Consider the following 21750-nt stretch of genomic DNA (forward strand, 5'->3'; position numbering starts at 1 on the left):
TTGTTTGAGGTAGCAGCACTAGGATGACTCCTCGGTTTTCACCGGGCATGCTGCCAACTCGACGATAGTGCCATCGTCGCACTCCTGCTCCAGCGTAACATCAAAGCCCCAGAGTCGATGCAGATGCTTAAGGACTTCTGCATGACTGTCTGCCAGTGGAATATGGTTAACCGGCACATATCTGAGCGTCAGTGAGCGATCCCCGGATACATCCACGTTATACACCTGAATATTGGGCTCCAGATTGGACAGGTTGTATTGCTGGGATAGCATCTGACGAATATCACGGTAGCCCTGGTCGTCATGAATGGCGCTGACCTCCAGATAGTTTTTACTGTCATCATCATTGATGCCAAAAAACTTGAACTGGCGCATGATATTGGGCGACAGATACTGGCTGATAAAGCTCTCATCCTTAAAGTTCTGCATCGCAAAATGCAGGGTTTCCAACCAATCACTGCCCGCCATTTCAGGGAACCAGGCTTTATCTTCTTCGGTGGGGTTTTCGCAGATACGGCGAATATCCACCATCATATTAAAGCCAAGTGCATAGGGGTTAATTCCGCTGTAATAAGGACTATTGTATGGCGGCTGGGCCACTACACTGGTGTGACTTTGCAGGAACTCCAGCATAAAGCGATCTGTTACTTTACCTTCGTCATACAGGTGGTTGAGTATGGTGTAGTGCCAGAAGGTCGCCCAGCCTTCGTTCATCACCTGAGTTTGCTTCTGAGGATAGAAGTACTGGGCCATTTTACGGACGATACGGATAATCTCCCGCTGCCAGGGCTCAAGCAAAGGTGCATGTTTCTCAATAAAGTAGAGAATATTTTCCTGAGGTTCTTCGGGAAAACGTTTCTTTTGGGCCTGACCTTCCTCCTGTTGGCCCTTGGGGATAGTACGCCACAGGTCATTGACCTGGCTTTGCAGATAGGCTTCACGCTCTTTCTGTCGCACCTGCTCTTCCCGGAAGGAGATCTCCACCGGCCGCTTGTATCGGTCGACACCATAATTCATCAGTGCATGACAGGAGTCGATAATATCTTCCACCTGACGTGAACCATGGAGCTCTTCACATTCGGCGATATAGTTTTTGGCAAACACCAGGTAATCGATAATCGAGCTGGCGTCCGTCCAGGTCTTGAACAGGTAGTTACCTTTGAAGAAGCTATTGTGACCATAGCAGGCATGGGCCATCACCAATGCCTGCATGGTGACTGTATTCTCTTCCATCAGATAGGCGATACAAGGATCTGAGTTAATTACAATCTCATAGGCCAGTCCCATCTGCCCGCGCTTATAACTCTGCTCAGTTTCGATAAACTTCTTACCGAATGACCAGTGGGTATAGCCTATGGGCATACCGATTCCCGCATAGGCATCCATCATCTGCTCTGCGGTGATCACTTCTATCTGGTTTGGATAGGAGTCAAGCCGGTAATGCTCCGCGACCCGTTTGATCTCTGCCTGGTATTGCTCAAGCAGCTCAAAGCTCCAGTCCGGGCCGTCACTTAACGGCTCATGTTTGCGTTTCCCCATTAAGTACCTCCTTACACCGCCTGTTTTTTGAATAGTTCCCTGAATACAGGGTAGATGTCTTCTGCCTGGCGTATGTGCTGTACGGCAATATTGTCGAATTGTTGTTGGAGGGATTCATATTCGCGCCACAACGTCTGGTGAGCGCGGTTGGTGATCTCGATATAGCTGAAGTATCTCACTGTGGGCAAGATCTGTTGTGACAACAGTTTGCTGCAGTTGGGTGAATCATCAGCCCAGTTGTCGCCATCGGATGCCTGGGCGGCGTAGATATTCCACTCGTCAGCAGGGTAGCGCTCGCGCTGAATTTCGTTCATCAGCTTAAGTGCACTGGATACTATGGTGCCACCGGTTTCCTGAGAGTAGAAAAACTCATGCTCATCCACCTCTTTGGCCTGGGTGTGATGTCGGATATAGACCACCTCCAGGTTTTTGTAGGTGCGGGTCAGGAACAGGTAAAGCAGAATATAGAAGCGCTTGGCCATATCCTTGGTTGCCTGATCCATTGAGCCTGATACATCCATCAGACAGAACATGACCGCCTGACTGGTGGGTATTTCCCGTTTGGCGAAGTTGTTGTACCTGAGATCAAAAGTGTCGATGAAAGGCACACGGTCAATTCTGCGTTTCAGCTCCTCAATCTGATCTCTTAGAGACAGTATCTCTTCGGCATTGGCGCCGGGCGTATTTTCCAAAGACTCCAGCCTGGCTTCCAGCTCCTTCAGCTCCTTCTTTTTACCGGCGGTCATGGCAATACGCCGTGCCTGAGAGGAGCGCAAAGAGCGCACTATATTCATGTTGGTGGGGACACCGTCCGTTGTGTAGCCGGCACGGTAGGTTTGATATTCAACCAGTTTATTTAACCGGTTTTTTTGCAGGTTGGGCAGTTCAAGATCTTCAAACAGCAGCTCCAGATACTCATCCTTGGAGATCTGAAAAACAAAGTCGTCCTGACCCTCTCCAGAATCAGAGGCTTCCCCCTGACCAGAGCCCTGACCGCCACCCTGAGGTGGACGTTCAATTTTATCGCCACGGGTGAACTGGTCATTACCCGGGTGAATACGGTCGCGCACACCACCACGCCCCTGATGGAACATAGGTTCGCTGATATCCCTGGTTGGAATGGAGATCTGCTCACCTTTATCCACATCAGTGACACTGCGACGGGTTACGGCATCGCTTACCGCTTTTTTGATCTGCTGTTTATAGCGATTGAGAAAACGCTGGCGATTAACCGTGCTCTTTCCTTTGGCATTCAATCGCCTGTCAATAAAGTTAGCCATACGCACCTCCCACAGGAAAGTTGGGGGCGGGTAGCCCCCACAGTGTTCGGATGGTTAAGAGGACTTACGTACTCTCAGATACCATTCGGAGAGCAGGCGCACCTGTTTCTTGGTATAGCCTTTCTCCATCATGCGGTTGACGAAGTCGTCATGCTTACGCTGATCTTCGGTTGAGGTTTTGGCATTGAAGGAGATAACCGGCAGCAGGTCCTCAGTGTTGGAGAACATCTTTTTCTCGATCACTGTGCGCAGCTTTTCATAGCTGGTCCATTGAGGGTTATTGCCTTCATTGTTGGCCCGGGCACGCAGTACAAAGTTCACGATCTCGTTACGGAAATCCTTTGGATTGCTGATGCCTGCTGGCTTTTCGATCTTCTCCAGCTCGCCGTTCAGGGCGGCGCGGTCAAACAACTGACCGGTTTCAGGGTCACGGTATTCCTGATCCTGGATCCAGAAGTCAGCATAGGTGACATAACGGTCGAAGATGTTCTGGCCGTACTCTGAGTAGGACTCCAGATAAGCTGTCTGGATCTCCTTGCCGATAAACTCGACATATTTGGGGATCAGATAACCTTTCAGGAACTCAAGATAACGCTCGGCCATTTCATTGGGGAACTGTTCCTGCTCGATTTGGCGCTCCAGCACATAAAAGAGATGCACCGGGTTGGCGGCAATTTCGGAGTGGTCGAAGTTAAACACCCTTGAGAGGATCTTAAAGGCGAAACGGGTTGATAGCCCCTGCATCCCCTCATCTACACCTGCGTAATCACGATACTCCTGGTAAGACTTGGCTTTGGGGTCGGTATCTTTAAGGCTTTCACCATCATAAACCCGCATCTTGGAGTAGATGGAGGAGTTCTCCGGTGCCTTGATACGTGACAGTACAGAGAACTGCGCCAGAGTTTCCAGTGTGCCTGGGGCACATGGCGCCTGCGACAGTTCGGAATTCTGAAGCAGCTTTTGGTAAATCTGCATCTCTTCGGACACCCGCAGACAATAAGGCACCTTGACGATATACACACGGTCGAGGAATGCTTCATTGTTCTTGTTATTGCGGAAACTGGACCACTCGGATTCGTTGGAGTGAGCCAGAATAATGCCGTTATAGGGCAGGGCAGACAGACCCTCGGTGCCGTTGTAGTTACCTTCCTGGGTTGCAGTCAGCAGCGGGTGCAGCACCTTGATGGGGGCTTTGAACATCTCCACAAATTCCATCAAGCCCTGGTTGGCACGACATAGAGCACCTGAGTATGCGTAGGCATCTGCGTCATCCTGAGCAAAATGCTCCAATTGACGAATATCCACTTTACCCACCAGAGATGAAATATCCTGGTTATTGTCATCGCCTGGCTCAGTCTTGGCCACTGCCAGTTGATCCAGTACTGATGGATACACTTTAACGACTTTAAAGCGGCTGATGTCACCACCAAACTCGTGCAGACGTTTAACTGCCCATGGCGACATGATGGTTTTCAGGTAGCGGTTGGGGATCTTGTACTCTTTTTCCAGCACCTTGCCATCTTCTTCTGCATCAAACAGACAGAATGGATGATCATTGACCGGGCTACGGACACCGTCTGCACTGAGAATATAAACGGGCACTTTTTGCATCAGCGCTTTGAGTTTTTCCGCCAGCGAGGATTTACCACCGCCCACAGGACCCAAGAGGTAAAGAATCTGTTTGGATTCTTCCAGACCCTGTGCGGAATGTTTGAGATAAGAAACAATTTGTTCGATCGCCTCTTCCATACCATAGAAGTCAGCGAATGCGGGATATCTGGAGATTAGTCGGTTGGAAAAGATGCGGCTGAGCACCGGATCTTTTGAGGTGTCGATTACTTCAGGCTCACCGATGGCCATCAGCAAACGTTCTGCCGCAGACACATAAGCGCTGCGATCCTGCTTACAGATGTCAAGAAACTCCTGCAGGGTGTACTCCTCATCAAGCTTCTTTTCATAGCGTTGTTGGTAATGCTCAAATATGCTCATATCGCCCCCCTGAAACGCCTGTCAAATTGTAGAGGCAGGCAGGTCAAATTCTGCTCACCTAGGATTAAGCATAGCGTTAAGAAACCAGAGTTGGCAAAAAAAAGTTTAGAAAAAACAATAAGAAATAGTTGCAAAAGCAACAGTTGCACTTGTGGGTGGAAGAGGGATAAAAAACAAAAAAGGAGCCGCTTGGGCTCCTTTTATTTACACCGAGAGTCGTTTAGCCAGCAAAGTTCTGGTTAACGAAGTCCCAGTTTACCAGCTGCCAGAAGTTGGCCAGGTAATCAGGACGCAGGTTGCGGTAATCGATGTAATAAGCGTGTTCCCACAGGTCAACGGTCATTACTGGGGTAACACCCTCTTCGGTCAGAGGTGTTGCAGCGTTGCTGGTGTTAACGATATCCAGAGAACCGTCAGCTTTCTTCACCAACCAGGTCCATGAGCTACCGAAGTTGTTTACGGCGCTGTCATTGAATTTTTCTTTGAATGCGTCGAAAGAGCCGAAAGCAGCATTGATGGCGTCAGCGATGGCACCTGTAGGTTCACCACCGGCATTTGGCGCAAGGCAGTTCCAGTAGAAGGTGTGGTTCCATACCTGAGCGGCGTTGTTGAATACACCACCGGTAGAGGTCTTAACGATCTCCTCCAGAGACTTGCCAGCCAGCTCAGTACCTTCAATCAGACCGTTCAGCTTTACCACATAGGTGTTGTGGTGCTTACCGTAGTGATATTCCAGAGTTTCCTGTGAAATGTGTGGTTCCAGAGCGTTCATTGCATAAGGTAATGCTGGTAATTCGAAAGCCATTTTGCTTCTCTCCATGGATGTCATTGTCTTTAAACAGACTTACTCACTGCGAGCTATTCTACTCAAAAAATATGTGAAGTGAATCATTGTTTGTTTGATTGGATAGATCGCCGCCATCTAAAAATCCGTATATAACATACCCCTACAAACATAGTGTTTTTGTTCTGGTTACGTCTGAAGTACAATGAGGATCACAAAACTATTGTGTGAGCGTTAGGATTCATAATGGAAACTGTAGATAAAATTAAGCAGCAGATCGCTGAAAACCCAATTATTCTGTACATGAAAGGTTCTCCCAAGCTGCCAAGCTGCGGCTTCTCCTCTCAGGCTGGCCAAATCATGATTAACATCGGTGAGCAGTTTGCTTATGTCGATATTCTGCAAAATCCAGATATCCGCGCCGAGTTACCTAAGTTTGCCAACTGGCCAACTTTCCCTCAGTTGTGGGTTGAAGGTGAGTTGGTTGGGGGTTGCGACATCATGGTCGAAATGTACCAGCAGGGCGAACTGCAGACTTTGGTTAAAGAAGTTGCTGCCAAATATAAAGGTGAAGAAGAAGCTTAATTCTTCTCCGGCCAAAAATTAAAAAACCCCGCATTGCGGGGTTTTTTATTGTCCGGGGGAGCTTACTCCGTCAGGTTCTCCCGGGACTGGGCCAGCTCAGCTTTAATATGTGCCGGGGTGGCAGGCAGCACCAGGTTCAGCAGGATAGCAACGATACCGCACAGGCTGATGCCCTGCAGGCTGAAGGAGCCGATACCGAAGGCCATACCGCCAATGCCGAATACCAGGGTTACACCCACAATGCATAGGTTGCGTGGTTCACCCAGGTCTACCTTGTTGCGGATCAGGGAGTTCAGACCTACAGCAGCGATCGAACCGAACAACAGGCACATAATACCGCCCATAACCGGCACAGGTATGGTTTGCATCAGTGCGCCCAGTTTGCCGACAAAGGCCATCAAAATGGCGGTGATGGCAGTCCAGGTCATAATGCTGGTGTTGAAATTACGGGTCAGACTTACCGCACCGGTAACTTCTGAGTAAGTGGTGTTTGGTGGTCCACCAAAGGTCGCTGCAGCTATGGTTGCTACACCATCACCGGCCAGAGTTCGGTGCAGGCCAGGTTTTTTGAAGTAATCCTTACCGGTCACGTTGGAGATCGCCAGGATATCACCTATATGCTCAACCGCCGGGGCGATGGCAACAGGGATCATGAACAGAATGGCTTGCCAGTGAAATTCAGGCGCAACAAAGTTGGGGATTGCGAACCATGGCGCCTGTTCAACTTTAGTAAAGTCGACAATGCCAAACATCAGGCTCAGTCCATAGCCAACCAGAATACCGCCAAGAATGGGCATCAGTTTCAGCAGGCCTTTGGCCCAAACGGCAATGGCGATAGTGGTCAGCAAAGACGCCAGTGACACAATCAAGGCAGTATCGGGGTCTACCAGGACTGCAGAGCCATCTCCGGTTTTACCCAAGGCCATATTCACGGCCATTGGTGCCAGGCCCAGACCGATAATAATAATCACAGGCCCTACAACCACAGGTGGCAGCAGACGGTGAATAAAGCCGGTACCTTTGATTTTCACCATGGTGCCCAGCAGCAGATACATAACACCGGCAGCCATCAGGCCACCCATGGTGGCAGGAATGCCCCAGGTTTGTACGCCGTACAGTATGGGGGCGATAAAGGCGAATGATGAAGCGAGGAAGATTGGAACCTGGCGTTTGGTGATAAACTGGAACAGTAAAGTACCAATACCAGCGGTAAACAGGGCAACACTGGTGTCGAGTCCGGTGATCAATGGCATCAAAACCAAAGCTCCGAATGCGACGAACAGCATTTGCGCGCCCTGCAAGGGCAGTGTCAGTCGGGACATGTTTTTCTCTTTTTATTGGGCCAAAACCTTTCTATAGTACCAGCTGATTTTTGCTCCGTCCGAGCGTGTGCTCACGAAATTTGTTTTCAATTCTAAAGTCATCACTCCCCCTGTCCGGCAGTGTCTCGCCATCTATAGCATTTGTGGTACACTCAGTGCTCCTTAAGCCGGTTAACCTATTTTCCTGTCAATGCTTAAACATATTTTCCTGTTGGTGCTGGTGTTTATACCTGCATTTATAAACCCTGCCTTTGCCGTAGAGGTGAAAGGTCTTGATCAGGCCAGTGTGCCGGTCGAGTCACGCTCTAATGCCGATAAGAACGCAGCCCTCAAAGCCGCTCTGGCAAAAGTGATCGTTAAAAACACAGGTGATGCCAGTGTGCTGCAAAATCCTGTTATTGCAGCTCAGGTAAAAAATCCAAACGGATATCTGGTGCAGTTTGGTTACGAGGACAAAGAAGGGCAGTTGTATCTGAAAGGCCAGTTCGATGAACGCCGGATTATTCAACTGCTGCGTCAGGCGCAGGTGCCCGTGTGGGGCAAGCAACGTCCTTTGGTTCTGGTGTGGCTGTCGTTCCAGGATGAAAATATGCAGCGAAACCTTTTGTCCGATGCATCGGGAGAGGTGCTGCGTAAGTTGTTTGAGCAGGACGCCACAGATCAGGGGGTACCTTTGCTGTTCCCTGTTATGGATTTGGACGACATGATGCAGGTTAGCGAAGCGGATGTTCGGGGCAACTTCCCTGAAGCCGTTTCCAACGCTTCCGGCAGATACCAGGCTGATTATTTTGCGCTGGCAAATATTCAGCAACAGGCAGACGGCATGACAACCTATCGATTCGACCTCTATCCCATGAAAGAGGATAGTGGGATTTGGCGGCCATTGACTGAGTCTGCCATGACTGTGGTTTCGGATGCAGAAGCGGCTAACGCTATGGTTTCTGGTTTGAGCCAATACTTTGTCAGTCAGTATGCCGTAGCGGATTCCGGCTTCAACGAAGAGGTGTCTGTGGTGTTTGAAGGTATCGACACCATGACAAAACTTAAAGCCCTTGAGCAGTATGTTGGACAGCTGACAGTGGCCAAGACGGCGGTGATAGCCAGTATTCAAGGTGCGAAAGTGGTTTACCGCTTTACTCTGTTTGGTTCAGAGCAAGATCTCGAGCGTCAGTTGAACCTGGAGCCCAGACTGGAAGCCGTGACGCTAGCCGTAGATCCCTTTGCAGAAATAGATAGCAACGGGAATAACGCAACACCAATGGAATATCGCTGGCACTAAGTCAAAAAGTCACCAAAGAGGCCTGAGGAAGCGCTCAGGCTTTTACCTGGTCGAGATGCCCGTGATACACTGGCGTCCATGACTCTCTGTTAATATTATTGAGAAATATCTGAGTGACCCAAAACTCACCTCTGCAATTGTCCTTGCCTGTCCATTTGCCGGATGATGAAACCTTCAAAAGTTATTACCCAGCAGCAGGAAATGATCAGCTAATTCAAAAGCTTCAATCTTCTGCAGCCGGAGAGGCCAGCAAGCCTCTGTATTTATGGGGACCAGGAAAGTCCGGCCGTACTCATCTGTTACACGCTGCCTGTGCCCGTGCCAATGATCTTGAACGCAGAAGTTTTTACATCCCGCTGGGTATTCACGCCAGTATTTCCCCGGCACTGCTGGAAGGGCTGGAACAGGTCGATTTGGTTTGCATAGACGATATTGACGCGATTGCCGGTCACCCCGTCTGGGAAGAAGCCATATTCGATCTCTACAATCGTATGGCAGAGCATAAGCAGGGGGCTTTGGTGGTCAGTGCCAGCAGTTCACCTTCAGAAGCGGGTTTTCTGTTACCGGATCTCGAATCAAGAATGCAGTGGGGGCTGATTTATCAATTGCACCCAATGGAAGATGAGGAGAAGCTGGCGGCACTTCAGCGTCGTGCCGCAATGCGTGGTTTGCAGTTACCTGAAGATGTTGGCCGCTTTTTGCTGAATCGTATGGCAAGAGATATGCGAACCTTGTTTGATGTGCTGGACAGATTGGACAAGGCTTCCATGATACATCAACGTAAGTTGACCATTCCTTTTGTGAAAGAGATGCTCAGGCTCTGAGCGAATAAAGCAGCGTGTTGACGCTGCTTTTTTGTTTTTGAACCGTGAAAGTGTAAGTTTTCAGAGGTCGATGCTGAAAATTAACGCAAACTGCTTTAAAAACAGCTTGTTGAACTATATTTTGGTGTAAATCGCTTTACAGTATAAATCGGTGAAGATACTATGCATCTCGTTCGGAGGGGTGGCAGAGTGGTTGAATGCACCGGTCTTGAAAACCGGCATAGGTTAATAGCCTATCCAGGGTTCAAATCCCTGCTCCTCCGCCATATTCGATGAAAAGGCTCGCTAGAAATAGCGGGCCTTTTTGCTATTTAGGGTTTTGCAGGATGGGACGCCCATCCAGACTTATATAAAGGGCTTTAATCCCTGATCCTCCGCCATATTTAAGAAAGCCCGCTTAGCCTTAAGCGGGCTTTTTGCTATTTAGGGTTTACAACTTATATCAAGAGCTTGAATCCCTGGTTCCCCGATATATTCGATGAAAGGCTCGCCAGAAGTAGCGAGCCTTTTTACTGCATCTTCGACGAGACAGTCCCGCAGGGGGAGATTAAGCTCTCCATAGCCGGGATATCAGTTGTTTTTTAAGTTCAGTCTCGCATCCTGCATATCAGTGCCGCCAAGATAATCAGGGCTCACCTTATTCATAGCTTTTAATTTAGGTAGCTCTGCCATGGCAGCGTGTAACTTATCGGCTCCATGATTGATTGCCTGGTGAATGTCTGTGGCCACGGTTTCAGTCTGGATATAGATAAGGTTTCCTGCACCACCTTTTCGCTTCAGATAGTAAGTGACATCATCTGTCTTATTTTCATCGCCGATATCGTTTAACCCGAGAGAGTTGTTACCCAAAATACAACGTCCAGGAGCCCGCTCCAGACAATAGTCCATCAGGCTGTCAACAAAAGCCGGCTTTTTGGCCCAGCCATTCTCGTAGTCTTTCCACATGTTATAGGCCATGCCGATATGTGTGTTAGGCCACTTATTTGCCGCCACTCTGATTTGCCACTGCAGACAATTTTCATCTTTAGCCAGGGTAAGGCCATTTTCTATCATGATGTCGATGTTCTTTCTGCCATCATCCCGACTGTTGTCTCTTGGGTTACGCCACATGGTTTCAGCATTATGTGTCATACATCCTGAAACAGCGACTTCACGGACGACAGATTCAGCATCGTATTTGGCAGCCAACTTGCTCTGGAAGTCCCTCCAGAGTGGTCGAAACACTTTGTTCTTCCAGTAAAAAGGGAGTTCTCCTTCTTTGCCATTCTTATATTGTGCATAAAAGGAACCGGTTTCCTCGCTGACCCAGGCAGGAGAATAGATACCTGAAAAAACTCTTAATTTGATGCCTAGGGTATGGTTTGGGTTAGCTGAGTTCCACTGCTCGACCGCGGCAATAGCCTGATCGATAACATTGTTGCTGCTGATAGGACCATTTTTGGTTGGTTGCAGGTGGGCCCACTCGGCCTGTACGACAATGCCATCAACATGGGTTGCCCATGTTGAACCATTTGGATTGTCAAAGTGGTTTCTTTCGCCCACAGCACCGCTGTGATCGCCTCTCAGTACAAAGCCTTCCAGTCTCGGTTTAGCTTCGACCACTGACGTAGTTGATACTGCGCAGAGTAACAGTAAGGTCAGTAAACTTCTCATTGTGTTTTCCCTCCATATCTTATTTTTGTAGAGGCATAACCGGTAGAGCTTTGATGCCCCAGTTTGTTATGGCTACAACGCATAGAGCAGGCCAAAAAATCACAAGACTATATATTCACTGCAATCCTGAACTCCTATATATATTACAAATAATATAAATGATGGCAATCTTGTCGTGGCATAAGTTATGACGCTATTTGTGGGAGTCAGTGGCGGGAATGGTGATTGCGAGTTGTTTTGAAGGGAGATTTATGTGCGCAAAGAGCCGTAAAACACCAGTATCCAGAGACTAATCCTTGATAAAGAGGGCGCTGGCTATATGGCTACTGCCTTGACTTGGCAGACAGGGCTTTAACTGGATTGTTCAGCCTGGCTCTGATATTAACGAAGGAATTTCCGACCGAGCTGATTTAAGCATTGCTGCTGTTGTTCTATCTGACACACTTTTTGATTTTTCCGGGAACCCGGCTGATCCCTGACCAAAATGATGAAGGATTGTATTAATTGGTGTAAAAACAGCTTGTTGAGTCTCGTTATGACGAAAAGTTCTTTACACTTGGTGCCTGAGTCTTTAATGTCTGCGTCGTCCGGAGGGGTGGCAGAGTGGTTGAATGCACCGGTCTTGAAAACCGGCATAGGTTAATAGCCTATCCAGGGTTCAAATCCCTGCTCCTCCGCCATATTCGATGAAAAGGCTCGCTAGAAATAGCGGGCCTTTTTGCTATTTAGGGTTTTGTAGGACAGGACGCCCATCCAGACTCATATAAAGGGCCAGAATCCCGCCCCAAACTCAATGTGGTAGAGAACGCCAGTAATGAAAGTTACTGGCGTTCTTGTTTATAGATGGGAAGCCCATCCAACTCATACCAAGAGCGTTGATTGGTGTTTTTGAGTCATCTTCAATAACAAGGCTTGCTGCTTCCCTAAGCTGACTTTGTCCTTGGCTCTTTAGGCATGCCCAGTGCCCGTTCGGCGATAATGTTGCGCTGAATTTCATTACTGCCGCCATAAATAGTATCAGCCCGGGAAAAGAGATAGAGAGACTGCAACCTGGAGAGCTGATAGGGCGCAGCATCGAGTTCAAGCCCCTCAGGTCCCAGTACATCCATGGCCAGTTTGCCCAGCTCTGCATGCCAGCTTGACCAGTGCAGTTTATACACCAGTGCTTCCGGGGGCAGCTGTGACTGATTGGGATTACTCAGCATTCTGAGAGCATGATGGCGCATGACAACCAGACCTTCCCAGGTTCTGGCAATTCTGTCGCGGATGTGGGGATCTGATGCAGCACCATTACTTTGGGCGATCCTGATAATCTCATTGAGTTCGTTGCTGAACTGCATCTGTTGACCCAGGGTGGAAACGCCACGCTCATGGCCGAGCAATGCCATGGCAATACGCCAGCCTTCACCCGGCTTGCCTACTATATTGGCAACATCAGTGATGGCATCATCAAAAAACACTTCATTGAATTCGCTGGTACCGGTTAATTGGGTGATAGGTCTGATATCAACGCCAGGTTGATCCAGGGGAACAAGCAAAAAGGAGAGACCATGATGTCCTGTAGACCCTTGTTCAGTGCGTGCAAGGACAAAACACCAATCCGCTTCGTGGGCGAGGGAAGTCCAGACCTTCTGCCCCTGGATATGCCAACAGTTATCTGTTGCATCCAGTCTGGCTTTGGTGGCGACATTGGCCAGATCTGAGCCTGCGCCGGGCTCTGAGTAACCCTGACACCAATATTCTGTGCCCCTGAGTATGCCCGGCAGGAAGCGTTGTTGTTGCTCCTTTGAGCCAAATTGCAACAGAGTTGGACCCAGCAGGCCTATGCCTATATGACCCACAAGACCCGGACCGCCTGCTCTGGCATACTCTTCGTGAAAAATCACCTGTTGGTTAATCGTTAAGCCTCTGCCACCGAACTCCCTTGGCCAACCAATACAGAGCCATCCGGCAGCAGCCAGATGTTGCTCCCATCGTTTCCGTTCGTTGGGGAACATATGTTCATCGCCGGGACCGCCTCTGAACTTCAGCTGCTCATACTTCCCGATCAGATTGCCACTGAGCCATTGGGCGATTTCCTGACGAAATAACTCGTCTTCATGGCTGAAGGTCAGTTTCATAACCGGTCTCCTGACGTTCGACTGGCCCTAAAAGGCTGTCCGCAACTCTCGCTCTATGTATGTTTGCTGCACCAAACAGGGTGGCACTCGATTGAGCCCTTTTCAGATACAGGTGAACATCGTACTCCCAGGTAAAACCAACTCCACCATGTAACTGCAGCGCTTCCTGAGCACAAAAAGTAAAGGTGTCAGAGCAGACGGATTTGGCCATGGACGCGGCTCTATGCAGTGCACTATCTGATTTGGCTCCCTGACTCCAGGCGTCGGCGATACAGGCGGCGTAGTAGACTGCAGAAATGGCGGACTCCAATTCGAGTTTCATATCTGCCGCTCTATGTTTCAGTGCCTGAAATGAGGCAAGAGGGCGGTTGAACTGCACCCTTTCTTTAAGGTAATCCACAGAGCTTGTCAGGGTGCTGGCAGAGCCGCCGGCTTGCTCTGCTGCCAGTGCAATTGTTGCAAGAGAAAGGATTAACTCTAGCTCTTTGTGCTGATCTGCTTGAGTGCCCAATATGTCCGACTCAGGAACAAAAAGCTGTGTAGCGCTGATACGACTGAGTTTGCGGGTTTGGTCAAGAGTCGGTAGCGGCAGTCGTTGAATTTGGCAAGCCTTTGGCTCCACAGCAAACAGTTTTATATGACCATTGGCAGGGCTGCGGGCAGTGACAATAAGCAGGTCGCAACTATGACCATCGATAACCTGTTGCCACTCTCCGTTAAGGATTGCGCCACCTTCACATAAAGTGAAGCTCGCCTGTACGCTTTGACTGCCCCAATGTCGGTTTTGCAGTGAGCTGCCCGATAACCAGCCCAGAGAGGCGGTGATTTTCCCCTGCGCCAACTCAGTCAGCCAACGTTGCTTTTGTTGCTCATTTGCACAGAGTAGCAAGGCATTTGTCGCCAATGCCTGAGTCGCCAGAAATGGAGAGCAGAAAAGCTGCTTACCCATCTGTTCCATGACAATGGCCTGCTCAACGTATCCAAGGCCCAATCCGCCATACTGCTCGGGAATGGTTATCGCCTGCCAGCACATCTCCTCACACACTCGCTGCCATAACTCGGTTATGTAGCCGCGGTCAGTAGTCATTGCTTCACGGATTTTATCGGACGGGCTGATCTCTGTAAGGAAGTCCTGCGCCATATCCATGATCATCCGTTGCTCCTGGGTAAAAGCAAACTCCATCTTGCGTCTCCAAATATGTGAACACTTGATATTCTTAAGTTCACCCGTGCTGAAATTAATCGGCCGGATGGACGATGGGGTAGTTATTGGGGTTTTGACGCAATAATGAGCGACTGACAGGGTCGACGGTAAAAAGGGGTTTACAGGGGATCTCTGTCTGGGTAATATTCGCGTCGTCCGGAGGGGTGGCAGAGTGGTTGAATGCACCGGTCTTGAAAACCGGCATGGGTTAATAGCCCATCCAGGGTTCAAATCCCTGCTCCTCCGCCATATTTAGAAAAGCCCGCTTAGTTTTAAGTGGGCTTTTTGCTATTTAGGGTTTTGCAGGATGGGACGCCCATCCAGACTCATATCAAGGGCTTTAATCCCAGCTCCTCCGCCATATTTAGAAAAGTCCGCTTAGTTTTAAGCGGGCTTTTTGCTATTCGAAGTTTGATGGATGGGATACCCATCCAGACTCATATCATGGGCTTTAATCCCTGCTCCTAAGTCATATTTTAGAGAACGCCAGTAACGAAAGTTACTGGCGCTTTTGTTTATGGATGGGGCGCTCATCCAACTTATTACAGATGACTTGGGTCCATGTTATCTACCCTCTATTCGTCTTTTAGGTTGGCCTTGCTCTTACTTTTTGCCTTAAGGTTAACTCGTAATTTATCAATGGCTTATTTGGGGTGTGTGGACTCGGTACTATCAATTGACTGGCGGTAAATACGTGACAAAAGAAGAGGCTAATCCACCATGCTGTATTCTGAATATTACATGGCGCTGTATTAGACTTTAGTCGTGTTTGTTTTGTAGCACGTAACTAACCCTAGTGTTACTGTCATACTACTGTTAAAATTGGTAGGTGCAGGCAATTAAGGCAAAGCTTGTATTGAAGATTGTGCGTCTAAAGGCAGATTATTCTGCGCTTTACATCTGTGACGTAAAGGTTCACATTGTAAACACTTAACTGAATTGTCAGCTGCCCCGCAGGTGTCAATTTAGTCAATGGTTCTCTTTTTAATTCACAGACTTAGATATAGCCAAATTCAGCTTTTATAAAGCGCTTTTATGGGCTAGATTAGCCTCTAAGATGACGTTTGAAGTAAAAACTCAATAATAATGAATGGGAAGGGTAGAAGTTGATTTCTGTATACCTGGTCGATGACCACGAGTTGGTCAGAACGGGGATCCGCAGGATCCTTGAAGATGAGCGTGGTATTAAGGTTGTCGGCGAAGCCGGTGACGGTGAGACCGCAGTTCAGTGGTGTCGTCAGAACGAGGCAGACGTGATTCTGATGGACATGAATATGCCCGGAATCGGCGGCCTTGAGGCTACCCGCAAGATCCTTCGCTATCAGCCACATGCAAGAATTATTGTGCTGACCATTCATACCGAAGACCCATTCCCGACCAAGGTGATGCAGGCCGGTGCTTCCGGATATTTGACCAAAGGTGCAAAACCGCCGGAAGTGCTGCAGGCGATTCGTCAGGTTGCACACGGTCAGCGTTATTTGTCTCCTGAAATTGCTCAGCAAATGGCGCTGAGCCAGTTTAACCAGACAGATGAAAACCCTTTTAAGGCGTTATCTGAGCGTGAGCTGCAGATCATGATGATGATCACCAGTGGCGAGAAGGTCAATGATATCTCTGAGCAGCTTAATCTGAGTCCCAAAACCGTTAACAGTTATCGCTACCGTCTCTTCAGCAAGTTGGGAATTAGCGGTGATGTGGAGCTGACCCGCTTGGCTATTCGATATAAGATGTTGGACACAGGTCAATTTTAATCGATTAGTCGGGGAGTTATGCCGACACAATTCAATCCTTCCGATTTCCTTAAAACGGTTCCCGGTAAGCCAGGGGTGTATCGAATGTACGATGCATCCTCTGTGGTTATCTATGTAGGCAAGGCCAAAGATCTTAAGAAGCGGCTTTCATCCTATTTCCGCAAGAATCTGCCCAATGTCAAAACCCAGGCATTGGTGTCTCATATCGCTCATATTGATGTCACCCTGACACACAGTGAGACTGATGCGCTCATTCTGGAAAATGACTACATCAAGCAATACATGCCTAAATACAATGTGTTGCTGCGGGACGACAAGTCATACCCCTTTATCTTATTGAGTGATCACCGTCATCCCCGGCTTGCCTATCACAGAGGGGCCAAGCGGGACAAAGGCCAGTACTTCGGTCCATACCCCAATGGTGGCGCGGTCAGGGAAAGTCTGCACCTGATGCAGAAGTTGTTTCCTATCCGTCAATGTACGGATGTGTACTATAAATCCCGTTCCCGTCCCTGTTTGCAGTATCAGATTGGTCGATGCAGCGGGCCCTGCGTCGGCAAAATCTCAGATGAAGAGTATCAGCAGCAGGTTAAGCTGGCGTCTTTGTTCCTGCGGGGAAAAGACAAGCAGGTGATGTCATCTCTGGTCGGGCAGATGGAGCAGGCTGCTCAGGATATGGAGTATGAGAAAGCAGCTGGGTTCAGGGATCAAATCATGGCGCTTAGACGTGTTGCTGAGCAGAGTGAGGTGTCAGGCAATACTGATGATCTAGATGTTATCGGTGTGCACTATGCCTCGGGCATGGCTTGCTTCCATTTGCTGTTTATTCGTGACGGTAAAATCTTTGGCTCTCGAAGCTACTACCCAAAAATTCCGGCTCAAACTGAATTGGAAGAGATCCTGCACTCCTTTATGTTGCAGTTCTATCTCAATGTTCAGGTGCAACGCACTATTCCCAAAGAGGTGATTATCAGCCATGGCTTTGTAGGGGTTACCGAACTCGAGTCGGCGATTAACCAGGCGCTTGGACGCAAAGTCGAGATTAAAACCAGCGTCAGGGGAGAGCGGGCGAAGTATTTAAAGCTGGCCGTGACCAATGCCACCAATGCTGTTGCCAGCCACTTGTCTCACAAGAATACTGTTGAGCAAAGATTTGTTGCACTTGAAGAATCGCTGGAGTTGAGTGGCCCGGTATCACGGATGGAATGTTTCGACATCAGTCATACCATGGGAGAGAGCACAGTCGCATCTTGCGTCGTCTTCAATAGAGAAGGGCCGGATAAGGCTGAATACCGCAGATACAATATCAAGGGGATTACCCCGGGTGACGATTACGCCGCGATGAAACAGGCGATTGCGCGCCGTTTTGACAAAGTGACGGCCGACTCAAAAATTCCCGATCTGTTGTTTATCGATGGTGGCTTGGGCCAGCTGCGTATGGCTCAGGAGATTGTTGACGAGAAGTTTGCTGATATTGAAAAAGCTCCCCAGCTTATCGGTGTGGCTAAAGGTGAAAGTCGTAAACCTGGTCTGGAAACCCTGATCTGGGGCGACAGCGAAGATGAGTTTGCTTTGGAAGATGATTCCCTGGCGCTGCATTTAATCCAGCATATTCGCGATGAATCACATAGATTTGCCATTACAGGACACAGAAACAAACGACAGAAAACTCGTAACACGTCGACGCTGGAATCTATTCCGGGAGTCGGGCCCAAAAGACGCAAGGCACTTTTGCAATTTTTGGGGGGAATGCAAGAGGTTAAGGGAGCCAGCGTGGCGGAATTGGCGAAAGTACCCGGAATTAGCATAGAAATGGCACAAACGATTCACGATGCGTTGCGGGGGTAACAAAATTAAGGCAAGATTGGCGCTGCTTTTGATAAATTGGTTCCAGCATGCCTTTTAATGTACCCATCGCCCTTACGCTGTTCAGGGTTGTTTTACTTCCGGTTTTTGTTGCCTTTTTCTTTTTGCCCTATGAGTGGGCACCGTTCGCTACTGCATTCGTTTTCTGGCTGGCAGCAATTACAGATGCGTTGGATGGTTACCTGGCGAGAAAGTTGGAGCAATCCACTCGATTCGGGGCCTTTCTTGACCCGGTAGCTGATAAGGTGATGGTTGCTGCTGCTCTGGTTCTTTTGGTTCAGGACTACGACACTGTTTGGTTGACTTTACCTGCGCTGTTTATGATTGGCCGCGAGATAGTTATCTCTGCGCTGCGTGAATGGATGGCCGAGATGGGGAAACGTGGCGTAGTAGCAGTTTCCTGGATAGGTAAATACAAGACTGCGGCCCAGATGTTGGCGATTATCGGTTTGTTGTGGAAACCCAATGAATGGATGGTTGGGTTGGCATTTGTACTGCTTTATATCGCTGCCATTCTCACGTTCTGGTCCATGCTCAGTTATATCATGAGTGCCTGGAAGGATTTGACTGCTGAAGAGCACTGATATCCAGAGTGTCAGAACCCGAAATATTTAAAGCAAGCCAACAGATCCCTGAAGTATGACTTCAGGGATTTTTGTTTTTGGGAAAAGAGCGGCTCCGGCAACCTAACGAGGTTGCAGGCTTGACGATAGCTTTCAGCCCCTGCAACAGCAAGTGGCGAGATAACAAGGCTTAAATCTGTAATGCCAGTGTTTAATTTATCGGTTTTCAGTGTTAAATCCTGACAGCGAAATGACCGTAGCGATCTTTATTTAATCATATGAATAAAAGGGTTAAAGTTTTCTGTTGACCCTTGGCTCAAATCCGCTAAAGTATGCCCCGTTCCCGGCGATAAGGCGGTGAGCTGGTCTTTGTTCAAGCTTTAATCGTTTGGCAAAAGGCTTTAAGAAGTAAGATGCGACATTAGCTCAGTTGCAAGAATGAAAGGACGATACCCTGAAGTTCAGGCAATTACGGTGAAGTCCTTAAAAATTGAGATGCGACATTAGCTCAGTTGGATGAATGAAAGGACGATACCTTGATTTCAGGCAATTTCGGTGAAGTCATTAAAAACAAAAATGCGACATTAGCTCAGTTGGTAGAGCGATACCTTGCCAAGGTATAGGTCATCGGTTCGAACCCGATATGTCGCTCCAAGGCGCGATGGCAGAATGGCTATGCTGCGGATTGCAAATCCGTCGATCTCGGTTCGACTCCGGGTCGCGCCTCCACTCTCTAAGAGTGATGTGTTAAAAATTGGACATTAGCTTAGTTGGATGAATGAAAGGACGATACCTTGATTTCAGGCAATTTCGGTGAAGTCATTAAAAACAAATATGCGACATTAGCTCAGTTGGTAGAGCGATACCTTGCCAAGGTATAGGTCATCGGTTCGAACCCGATATGTCGCTCCAAGGCGCGATGGCAGAATGGCTATGCTGCGGATTGCAAATCCGTCGATCTCGGTTCGACTCCGGGTCGCGCCTCCACTTCCTCCCTAATGAGAAAGTGAAGCAAACTTGATATATGCGACATTAGCTCAGTTGCAAGAATGAGAGGACGATACCCTTTAGTTCAGGCAGCACAAGTGAAGTCTTAAAAAATGTAAAGCGACATTAGCTCAGTTGGTAGAGCGATACCTTGCCAAGGTATAGGTCATCGGTTCGAACCCGATATGTCGCTCCAATCTTCAGGTGTTCCTCACCGATCAAAGTGGCGCGATGGCAGAATGGCTATGCTGCGGATTGCAAATCCGTCGATCTCGGTTCGACTCCGGGTCGCGCCTCCACTTCTCTCCTGTAAAATATTCGAATTACAACATCGACTGGACAGGACTGACCAAGCAGCTTGTATTGTCCATAAAGTTTATTTTGCCTGCGGTTTCGCCTTTCAATTTATCTTCTCGCCTTAACCCAGAAGTAGATCACGTCATTGAATTCAGGACATGAGCTGTTAGTCATATTTGGTGAGCAAACGGCCGAAAGGCGTTAGCGCCGTTGAATTTCTCTGGAGCTTAATTCAATAATCAGTATGATTTGCGCGTCTTATCCGGACTGTACTTATCCCTACCGAGAAATAACATGCAAAAATTACTGATCCTGCTGACCAGCCTTGTTAGCCTGCTGGGCTTTACTGCCAACGCCAAGCCAATTGCCTTGCTGGGTGCGATGGATGTTGAGATTGAAGGTTTGTTGCCGAAGATTGAAAATCGTAAGACTCATCAATTGGCCGCAAACACCTATTACACAGGGACAATTAATGGCAAAGAGGTCGTTGTTGCCCGTTCCGGTGTGGGAAAGGTTAATGCTGCTGTTACCACTCATACTCTGATCACCCAATTTAACGTCGAGAAAATCATATTCACCGGTATTGCCGGTGCAGCCAGTTCTGAACTGAATGTGGCTGATGTGGTGGTGTCCAGCGATCTGATCCAACACGATGTCGACCTGACGGTATTTGGCGCACCAAAAGGTTTGTTGGATGGTTATGACGACAGAGCATTTAAAACAGACAAAGCACTGCAAGCGTTGGCTATCGACGCTGCCCGTAAGGTTGTCGGTGCTGATAAAGCACATATCGGGACTGTGGTCACTGGAGATCAATTTATTGCCGACAAGGCCAAAGTTGCCGAAATGCAGCAGGAGTTTGATGCCATGGCGGTGGAGATGGAAGGGGCCGCCGTTGCTCAGGTTGCTGATATGTACAAGGTGCCTCTAGTGGTGATCCGGACTATCTCAGATAAAGCCGATGGCAGCGCTCACCTGTCGTACGAAGAGGCCAAGCAAGCTACGGCTCATAACTCAGTCGCTATCGTGCTTGAGATGCTTCAGTCTCTGTAAGCTGCAGATGCTTAATCAAAAGCGCCCTCGGGCGCTTTTTTGTTGACTCAATGTATTTGGTTCTACTATCTCTGGTCCCAGTGTGGCTGAAGAGACATTGTGCAGTTCAGCTGTGACATAGACTTGAGCAGTGACAGGATATGCGGCCAACGGCCGCATTTTTTATGGGTTTACTGCGTCTTTCAATGCCGGAGAAGGCTTAAAACTGGGTTGATTATAACCCTCGATCTCTATGGTTTCGCCGGTACGCGGATTGCGGCCAGTCTTGGGCAGATAGTATCTGAGTTCAAATGTTCCAAACTGGGGCAGATATACCTTCTCGCCTTCAGCCAGGGCACGATGCAGTTGCTGCAAAATCTCATCCAGCACAGGTTTGGTTGTTGCTTCTGAAAGCGCTAGCTTTTTGGCCATAGCCTGAGTCAGCTGTTTCTTGTTCATTGCCGCTTCATATTTGAGAAAAGGCAAGGTTATATCAGCTCAAGCTGAACATTCACACTGGTGTCAGCTTGAGTGCGCAATAATCCCCCGCTGTGGTCAGGTTTTCATCCAAAACACAAAATTCAGGAAGTTTTACCTGGCGATTTGGTGACCACTCTGGCCTTCTGCCATAATTAAGCCATCTTGAATGTTTGTATGCCGACCAGGGCAGTGTCC

16 protein-coding genes and 9 tRNA genes are annotated in these 21750 nt (G+C 48.6%); 16 read left to right on the forward strand and 9 right to left on the reverse strand.

The features are described 5' to 3' along the window. Positions 1-18 precede the first annotated feature (18 nt). The 4 genes from ACFOE0_RS14410 to sodB form a co-directional block, all read right to left on the reverse strand. The gene (locus ACFOE0_RS14410) at positions 19-1539 is read right to left on the reverse strand and encodes a SpoVR family protein (protein ID WP_248937132.1); all 1521 of its coding nucleotides are present in this window, start codon (positions 1537-1539) and stop codon (positions 19-21) included. Between the two features lie 11 nt (positions 1540-1550). Then, positions 1551-2819, reverse strand: coding sequence for a YeaH/YhbH family protein (locus ACFOE0_RS14415; RefSeq protein ID WP_248937133.1), 1269 nt, complete (start codon positions 2817-2819; stop codon positions 1551-1553). Between the two features lie 54 nt (positions 2820-2873). Continuing rightward, positions 2874-4808, reverse strand: coding sequence for a PrkA family serine protein kinase (locus ACFOE0_RS14420; RefSeq protein WP_248937134.1), 1935 nt, complete (start codon positions 4806-4808; stop codon positions 2874-2876). 220 nt (positions 4809-5028) lie between these two features. After that, complete coding sequence (sodB, locus tag ACFOE0_RS14425) at positions 5029-5613, reverse strand: superoxide dismutase [Fe] (RefSeq protein WP_248937135.1); 585 nt, start codon at positions 5611-5613, stop codon at positions 5029-5031. Positions 5614-5838: 225 nt separating this feature from the next. Here sodB and ACFOE0_RS14430 point away from each other — a divergent pair, with 225 nt between their 5' ends. Continuing rightward, positions 5839-6177, forward strand: a complete 339-nt coding sequence (locus ACFOE0_RS14430) for a Grx4 family monothiol glutaredoxin (protein ID WP_283106527.1) — start codon at positions 5839-5841, stop codon at positions 6175-6177. Positions 6178-6239: 62 nt separating this feature from the next. Here ACFOE0_RS14430 and ACFOE0_RS14435 read toward each other — a convergent pair whose 3' ends face one another. Further along, a complete protein-coding gene (locus ACFOE0_RS14435) occupies positions 6240-7499 on the reverse strand; it encodes a uracil-xanthine permease family protein (RefSeq protein WP_248937136.1) in 1260 nt (419 codons plus the stop codon). Between the two features lie 190 nt (positions 7500-7689). Here ACFOE0_RS14435 and ACFOE0_RS14440 point away from each other — a divergent pair, with 190 nt between their 5' ends. From ACFOE0_RS14440 to ACFOE0_RS14450, 3 genes are all read left to right on the forward strand, one after another. Beyond that, positions 7690-8778, forward strand: coding sequence for a DUF2066 domain-containing protein (locus ACFOE0_RS14440; RefSeq protein ID WP_248937137.1), 1089 nt, complete (start codon positions 7690-7692; stop codon positions 8776-8778). A 113-nt stretch (positions 8779-8891) separates the two neighbouring features. After that, a complete protein-coding gene (gene hda, locus ACFOE0_RS14445) occupies positions 8892-9602 on the forward strand; it encodes a DnaA inactivator Hda (RefSeq protein ID WP_248937138.1) in 711 nt (236 codons plus the stop codon). Positions 9603-9777: 175 nt separating this feature from the next. Then, positions 9778-9868: transfer RNA gene (locus tag ACFOE0_RS14450), tRNA-Ser, on the forward strand. A gap of 304 nt (positions 9869-10172) precedes the next feature. Here ACFOE0_RS14450 and ACFOE0_RS14455 read toward each other — a convergent pair. Then, positions 10173-11255: a hypothetical protein gene (locus ACFOE0_RS14455; RefSeq protein WP_248937139.1), complete on the reverse strand. Its 1083-nt coding sequence runs from the start codon at positions 11253-11255 to the stop codon at positions 10173-10175. A gap of 589 nt (positions 11256-11844) precedes the next feature. Here ACFOE0_RS14455 and ACFOE0_RS14460 point away from each other — a divergent pair. Beyond that, positions 11845-11935: transfer RNA gene (locus ACFOE0_RS14460), tRNA-Ser, on the forward strand. 243 nt (positions 11936-12178) lie between these two features. Here the strand turns inward: ACFOE0_RS14460 and ACFOE0_RS14465 are convergent. Both ACFOE0_RS14465 and ACFOE0_RS14470 read right to left on the reverse strand, forming a co-directional pair. Further along, positions 12179-13375, reverse strand: a complete 1197-nt coding sequence (locus ACFOE0_RS14465) for an acyl-CoA dehydrogenase family protein (protein ID WP_248937140.1) — start codon at positions 13373-13375, stop codon at positions 12179-12181. Continuing rightward, the gene (locus ACFOE0_RS14470; RefSeq protein WP_248937141.1) at positions 13353-14558 is read right to left on the reverse strand and encodes an acyl-CoA dehydrogenase family protein; all 1206 of its coding nucleotides are present in this window, start codon (positions 14556-14558) and stop codon (positions 13353-13355) included. The genes ACFOE0_RS14465 and ACFOE0_RS14470 overlap by 23 nt, the downstream gene beginning before the upstream one ends. Before the next feature lie 179 nt (positions 14559-14737). Between ACFOE0_RS14470 and ACFOE0_RS14475 the strand changes: the two genes are divergently transcribed. The 11 genes from ACFOE0_RS14475 to ACFOE0_RS14525 all read left to right on the forward strand — a co-directional run bounded on the left by ACFOE0_RS14475 (position 14738) and on the right by ACFOE0_RS14525 (position 21096). Further along, positions 14738-14828, forward strand: a tRNA-Ser gene (locus tag ACFOE0_RS14475). An 857-nt stretch (positions 14829-15685) separates the two neighbouring features. Continuing rightward, positions 15686-16330, forward strand: a complete 645-nt coding sequence (uvrY, locus tag ACFOE0_RS14480; protein WP_248937142.1) for a UvrY/SirA/GacA family response regulator transcription factor — start codon at positions 15686-15688, stop codon at positions 16328-16330. A gap of 18 nt (positions 16331-16348) precedes the next feature. Continuing rightward, the gene (gene uvrC, locus ACFOE0_RS14485) at positions 16349-18178 is read left to right on the forward strand and encodes an excinuclease ABC subunit UvrC (RefSeq protein WP_248937143.1); all 1830 of its coding nucleotides are present in this window, start codon (positions 16349-16351) and stop codon (positions 18176-18178) included. A gap of 47 nt (positions 18179-18225) precedes the next feature. After that, positions 18226-18780 carry a CDP-diacylglycerol--glycerol-3-phosphate 3-phosphatidyltransferase gene (pgsA, locus tag ACFOE0_RS14490; RefSeq protein WP_115137765.1) on the forward strand — a complete coding sequence of 185 codons (555 nt, stop codon included), beginning with the start codon at positions 18226-18228 and terminating at the stop codon, positions 18778-18780. Positions 18781-19337: 557 nt separating this feature from the next. Next, positions 19338-19413, forward strand: a tRNA-Gly gene (locus ACFOE0_RS14495). Between the two features lies 1 nt (position 19414). Continuing rightward, positions 19415-19488, forward strand: a tRNA-Cys gene (locus tag ACFOE0_RS14500). A 107-nt stretch (positions 19489-19595) separates the two neighbouring features. Beyond that, a tRNA-Gly gene (locus tag ACFOE0_RS14505) sits at positions 19596-19671 on the forward strand. A 1-nt stretch (position 19672) separates the two neighbouring features. Continuing rightward, positions 19673-19746, forward strand: a tRNA-Cys gene (locus tag ACFOE0_RS14510). A 120-nt stretch (positions 19747-19866) separates the two neighbouring features. Further along, positions 19867-19942: transfer RNA gene (locus ACFOE0_RS14515), tRNA-Gly, on the forward strand. A 29-nt stretch (positions 19943-19971) separates the two neighbouring features. Beyond that, a tRNA-Cys gene (locus ACFOE0_RS14520) sits at positions 19972-20045 on the forward strand. 292 nt (positions 20046-20337) lie between these two features. Next, a complete protein-coding gene (locus tag ACFOE0_RS14525; RefSeq protein ID WP_248937144.1) occupies positions 20338-21096 on the forward strand; it encodes a 5'-methylthioadenosine/adenosylhomocysteine nucleosidase in 759 nt (252 codons plus the stop codon). A 162-nt stretch (positions 21097-21258) separates the two neighbouring features. On the opposite strand, the gene ACFOE0_RS14530 is transcribed toward ACFOE0_RS14525, so the two are convergent. Further along, positions 21259-21561, reverse strand: coding sequence for an HU family DNA-binding protein (locus tag ACFOE0_RS14530; protein ID WP_346347868.1), 303 nt, complete (start codon positions 21559-21561; stop codon positions 21259-21261). Between the last annotated feature and the right edge of the window lie 189 nt (positions 21562-21750).

Origin of the sequence: Shewanella submarina, from assembly GCF_042646185.1 — a bacterium.
Classification (GTDB): domain Bacteria; phylum Pseudomonadota; class Gammaproteobacteria; order Enterobacterales; family Shewanellaceae; genus Shewanella; species Shewanella corallii.

Coding starts and splice junctions, on each gene's coding strand:
- ACFOE0_RS14410 (WP_248937132.1), bottom strand. CDS start 1,539: ATGGGGAAACGCAAACATGAGCCGTTAAGTGACGGCCCGGACTGGAGC.
- ACFOE0_RS14465 (WP_248937140.1), bottom strand. CDS start 13,375: ATGAAACTGACCTTCAGCCATGAAGACGAGTTATTTCGTCAGGAAATC.
- ACFOE0_RS14455 (WP_248937139.1), bottom strand. CDS start 11,255: ATGAGAAGTTTACTGACCTTACTGTTACTCTGCGCAGTATCAACTACG.
- ACFOE0_RS14525 (WP_248937144.1), top strand. CDS start 20,338: ATGCAAAAATTACTGATCCTGCTGACCAGCCTTGTTAGCCTGCTGGGC.
- ACFOE0_RS14430 (WP_283106527.1), top strand. CDS start 5,839: ATGGAAACTGTAGATAAAATTAAGCAGCAGATCGCTGAAAACCCAATT.
- ACFOE0_RS14420 (WP_248937134.1), bottom strand. CDS start 4,808: ATGAGCATATTTGAGCATTACCAACAACGCTATGAAAAGAAGCTTGAT.
- uvrC (WP_248937143.1), top strand. CDS start 16,349: ATGCCGACACAATTCAATCCTTCCGATTTCCTTAAAACGGTTCCCGGT.
- sodB (WP_248937135.1), bottom strand. CDS start 5,613: ATGGCTTTCGAATTACCAGCATTACCTTATGCAATGAACGCTCTGGAA.
- ACFOE0_RS14415 (WP_248937133.1), bottom strand. CDS start 2,819: ATGGCTAACTTTATTGACAGGCGATTGAATGCCAAAGGAAAGAGCACG.
- ACFOE0_RS14470 (WP_248937141.1), bottom strand. CDS start 14,558: ATGGAGTTTGCTTTTACCCAGGAGCAACGGATGATCATGGATATGGCG.
- pgsA (WP_115137765.1), top strand. CDS start 18,226: ATGCCTTTTAATGTACCCATCGCCCTTACGCTGTTCAGGGTTGTTTTA.
- ACFOE0_RS14435 (WP_248937136.1), bottom strand. CDS start 7,499: ATGTCCCGACTGACACTGCCCTTGCAGGGCGCGCAAATGCTGTTCGTC.
- ACFOE0_RS14440 (WP_248937137.1), top strand. CDS start 7,690: ATGCTTAAACATATTTTCCTGTTGGTGCTGGTGTTTATACCTGCATTT.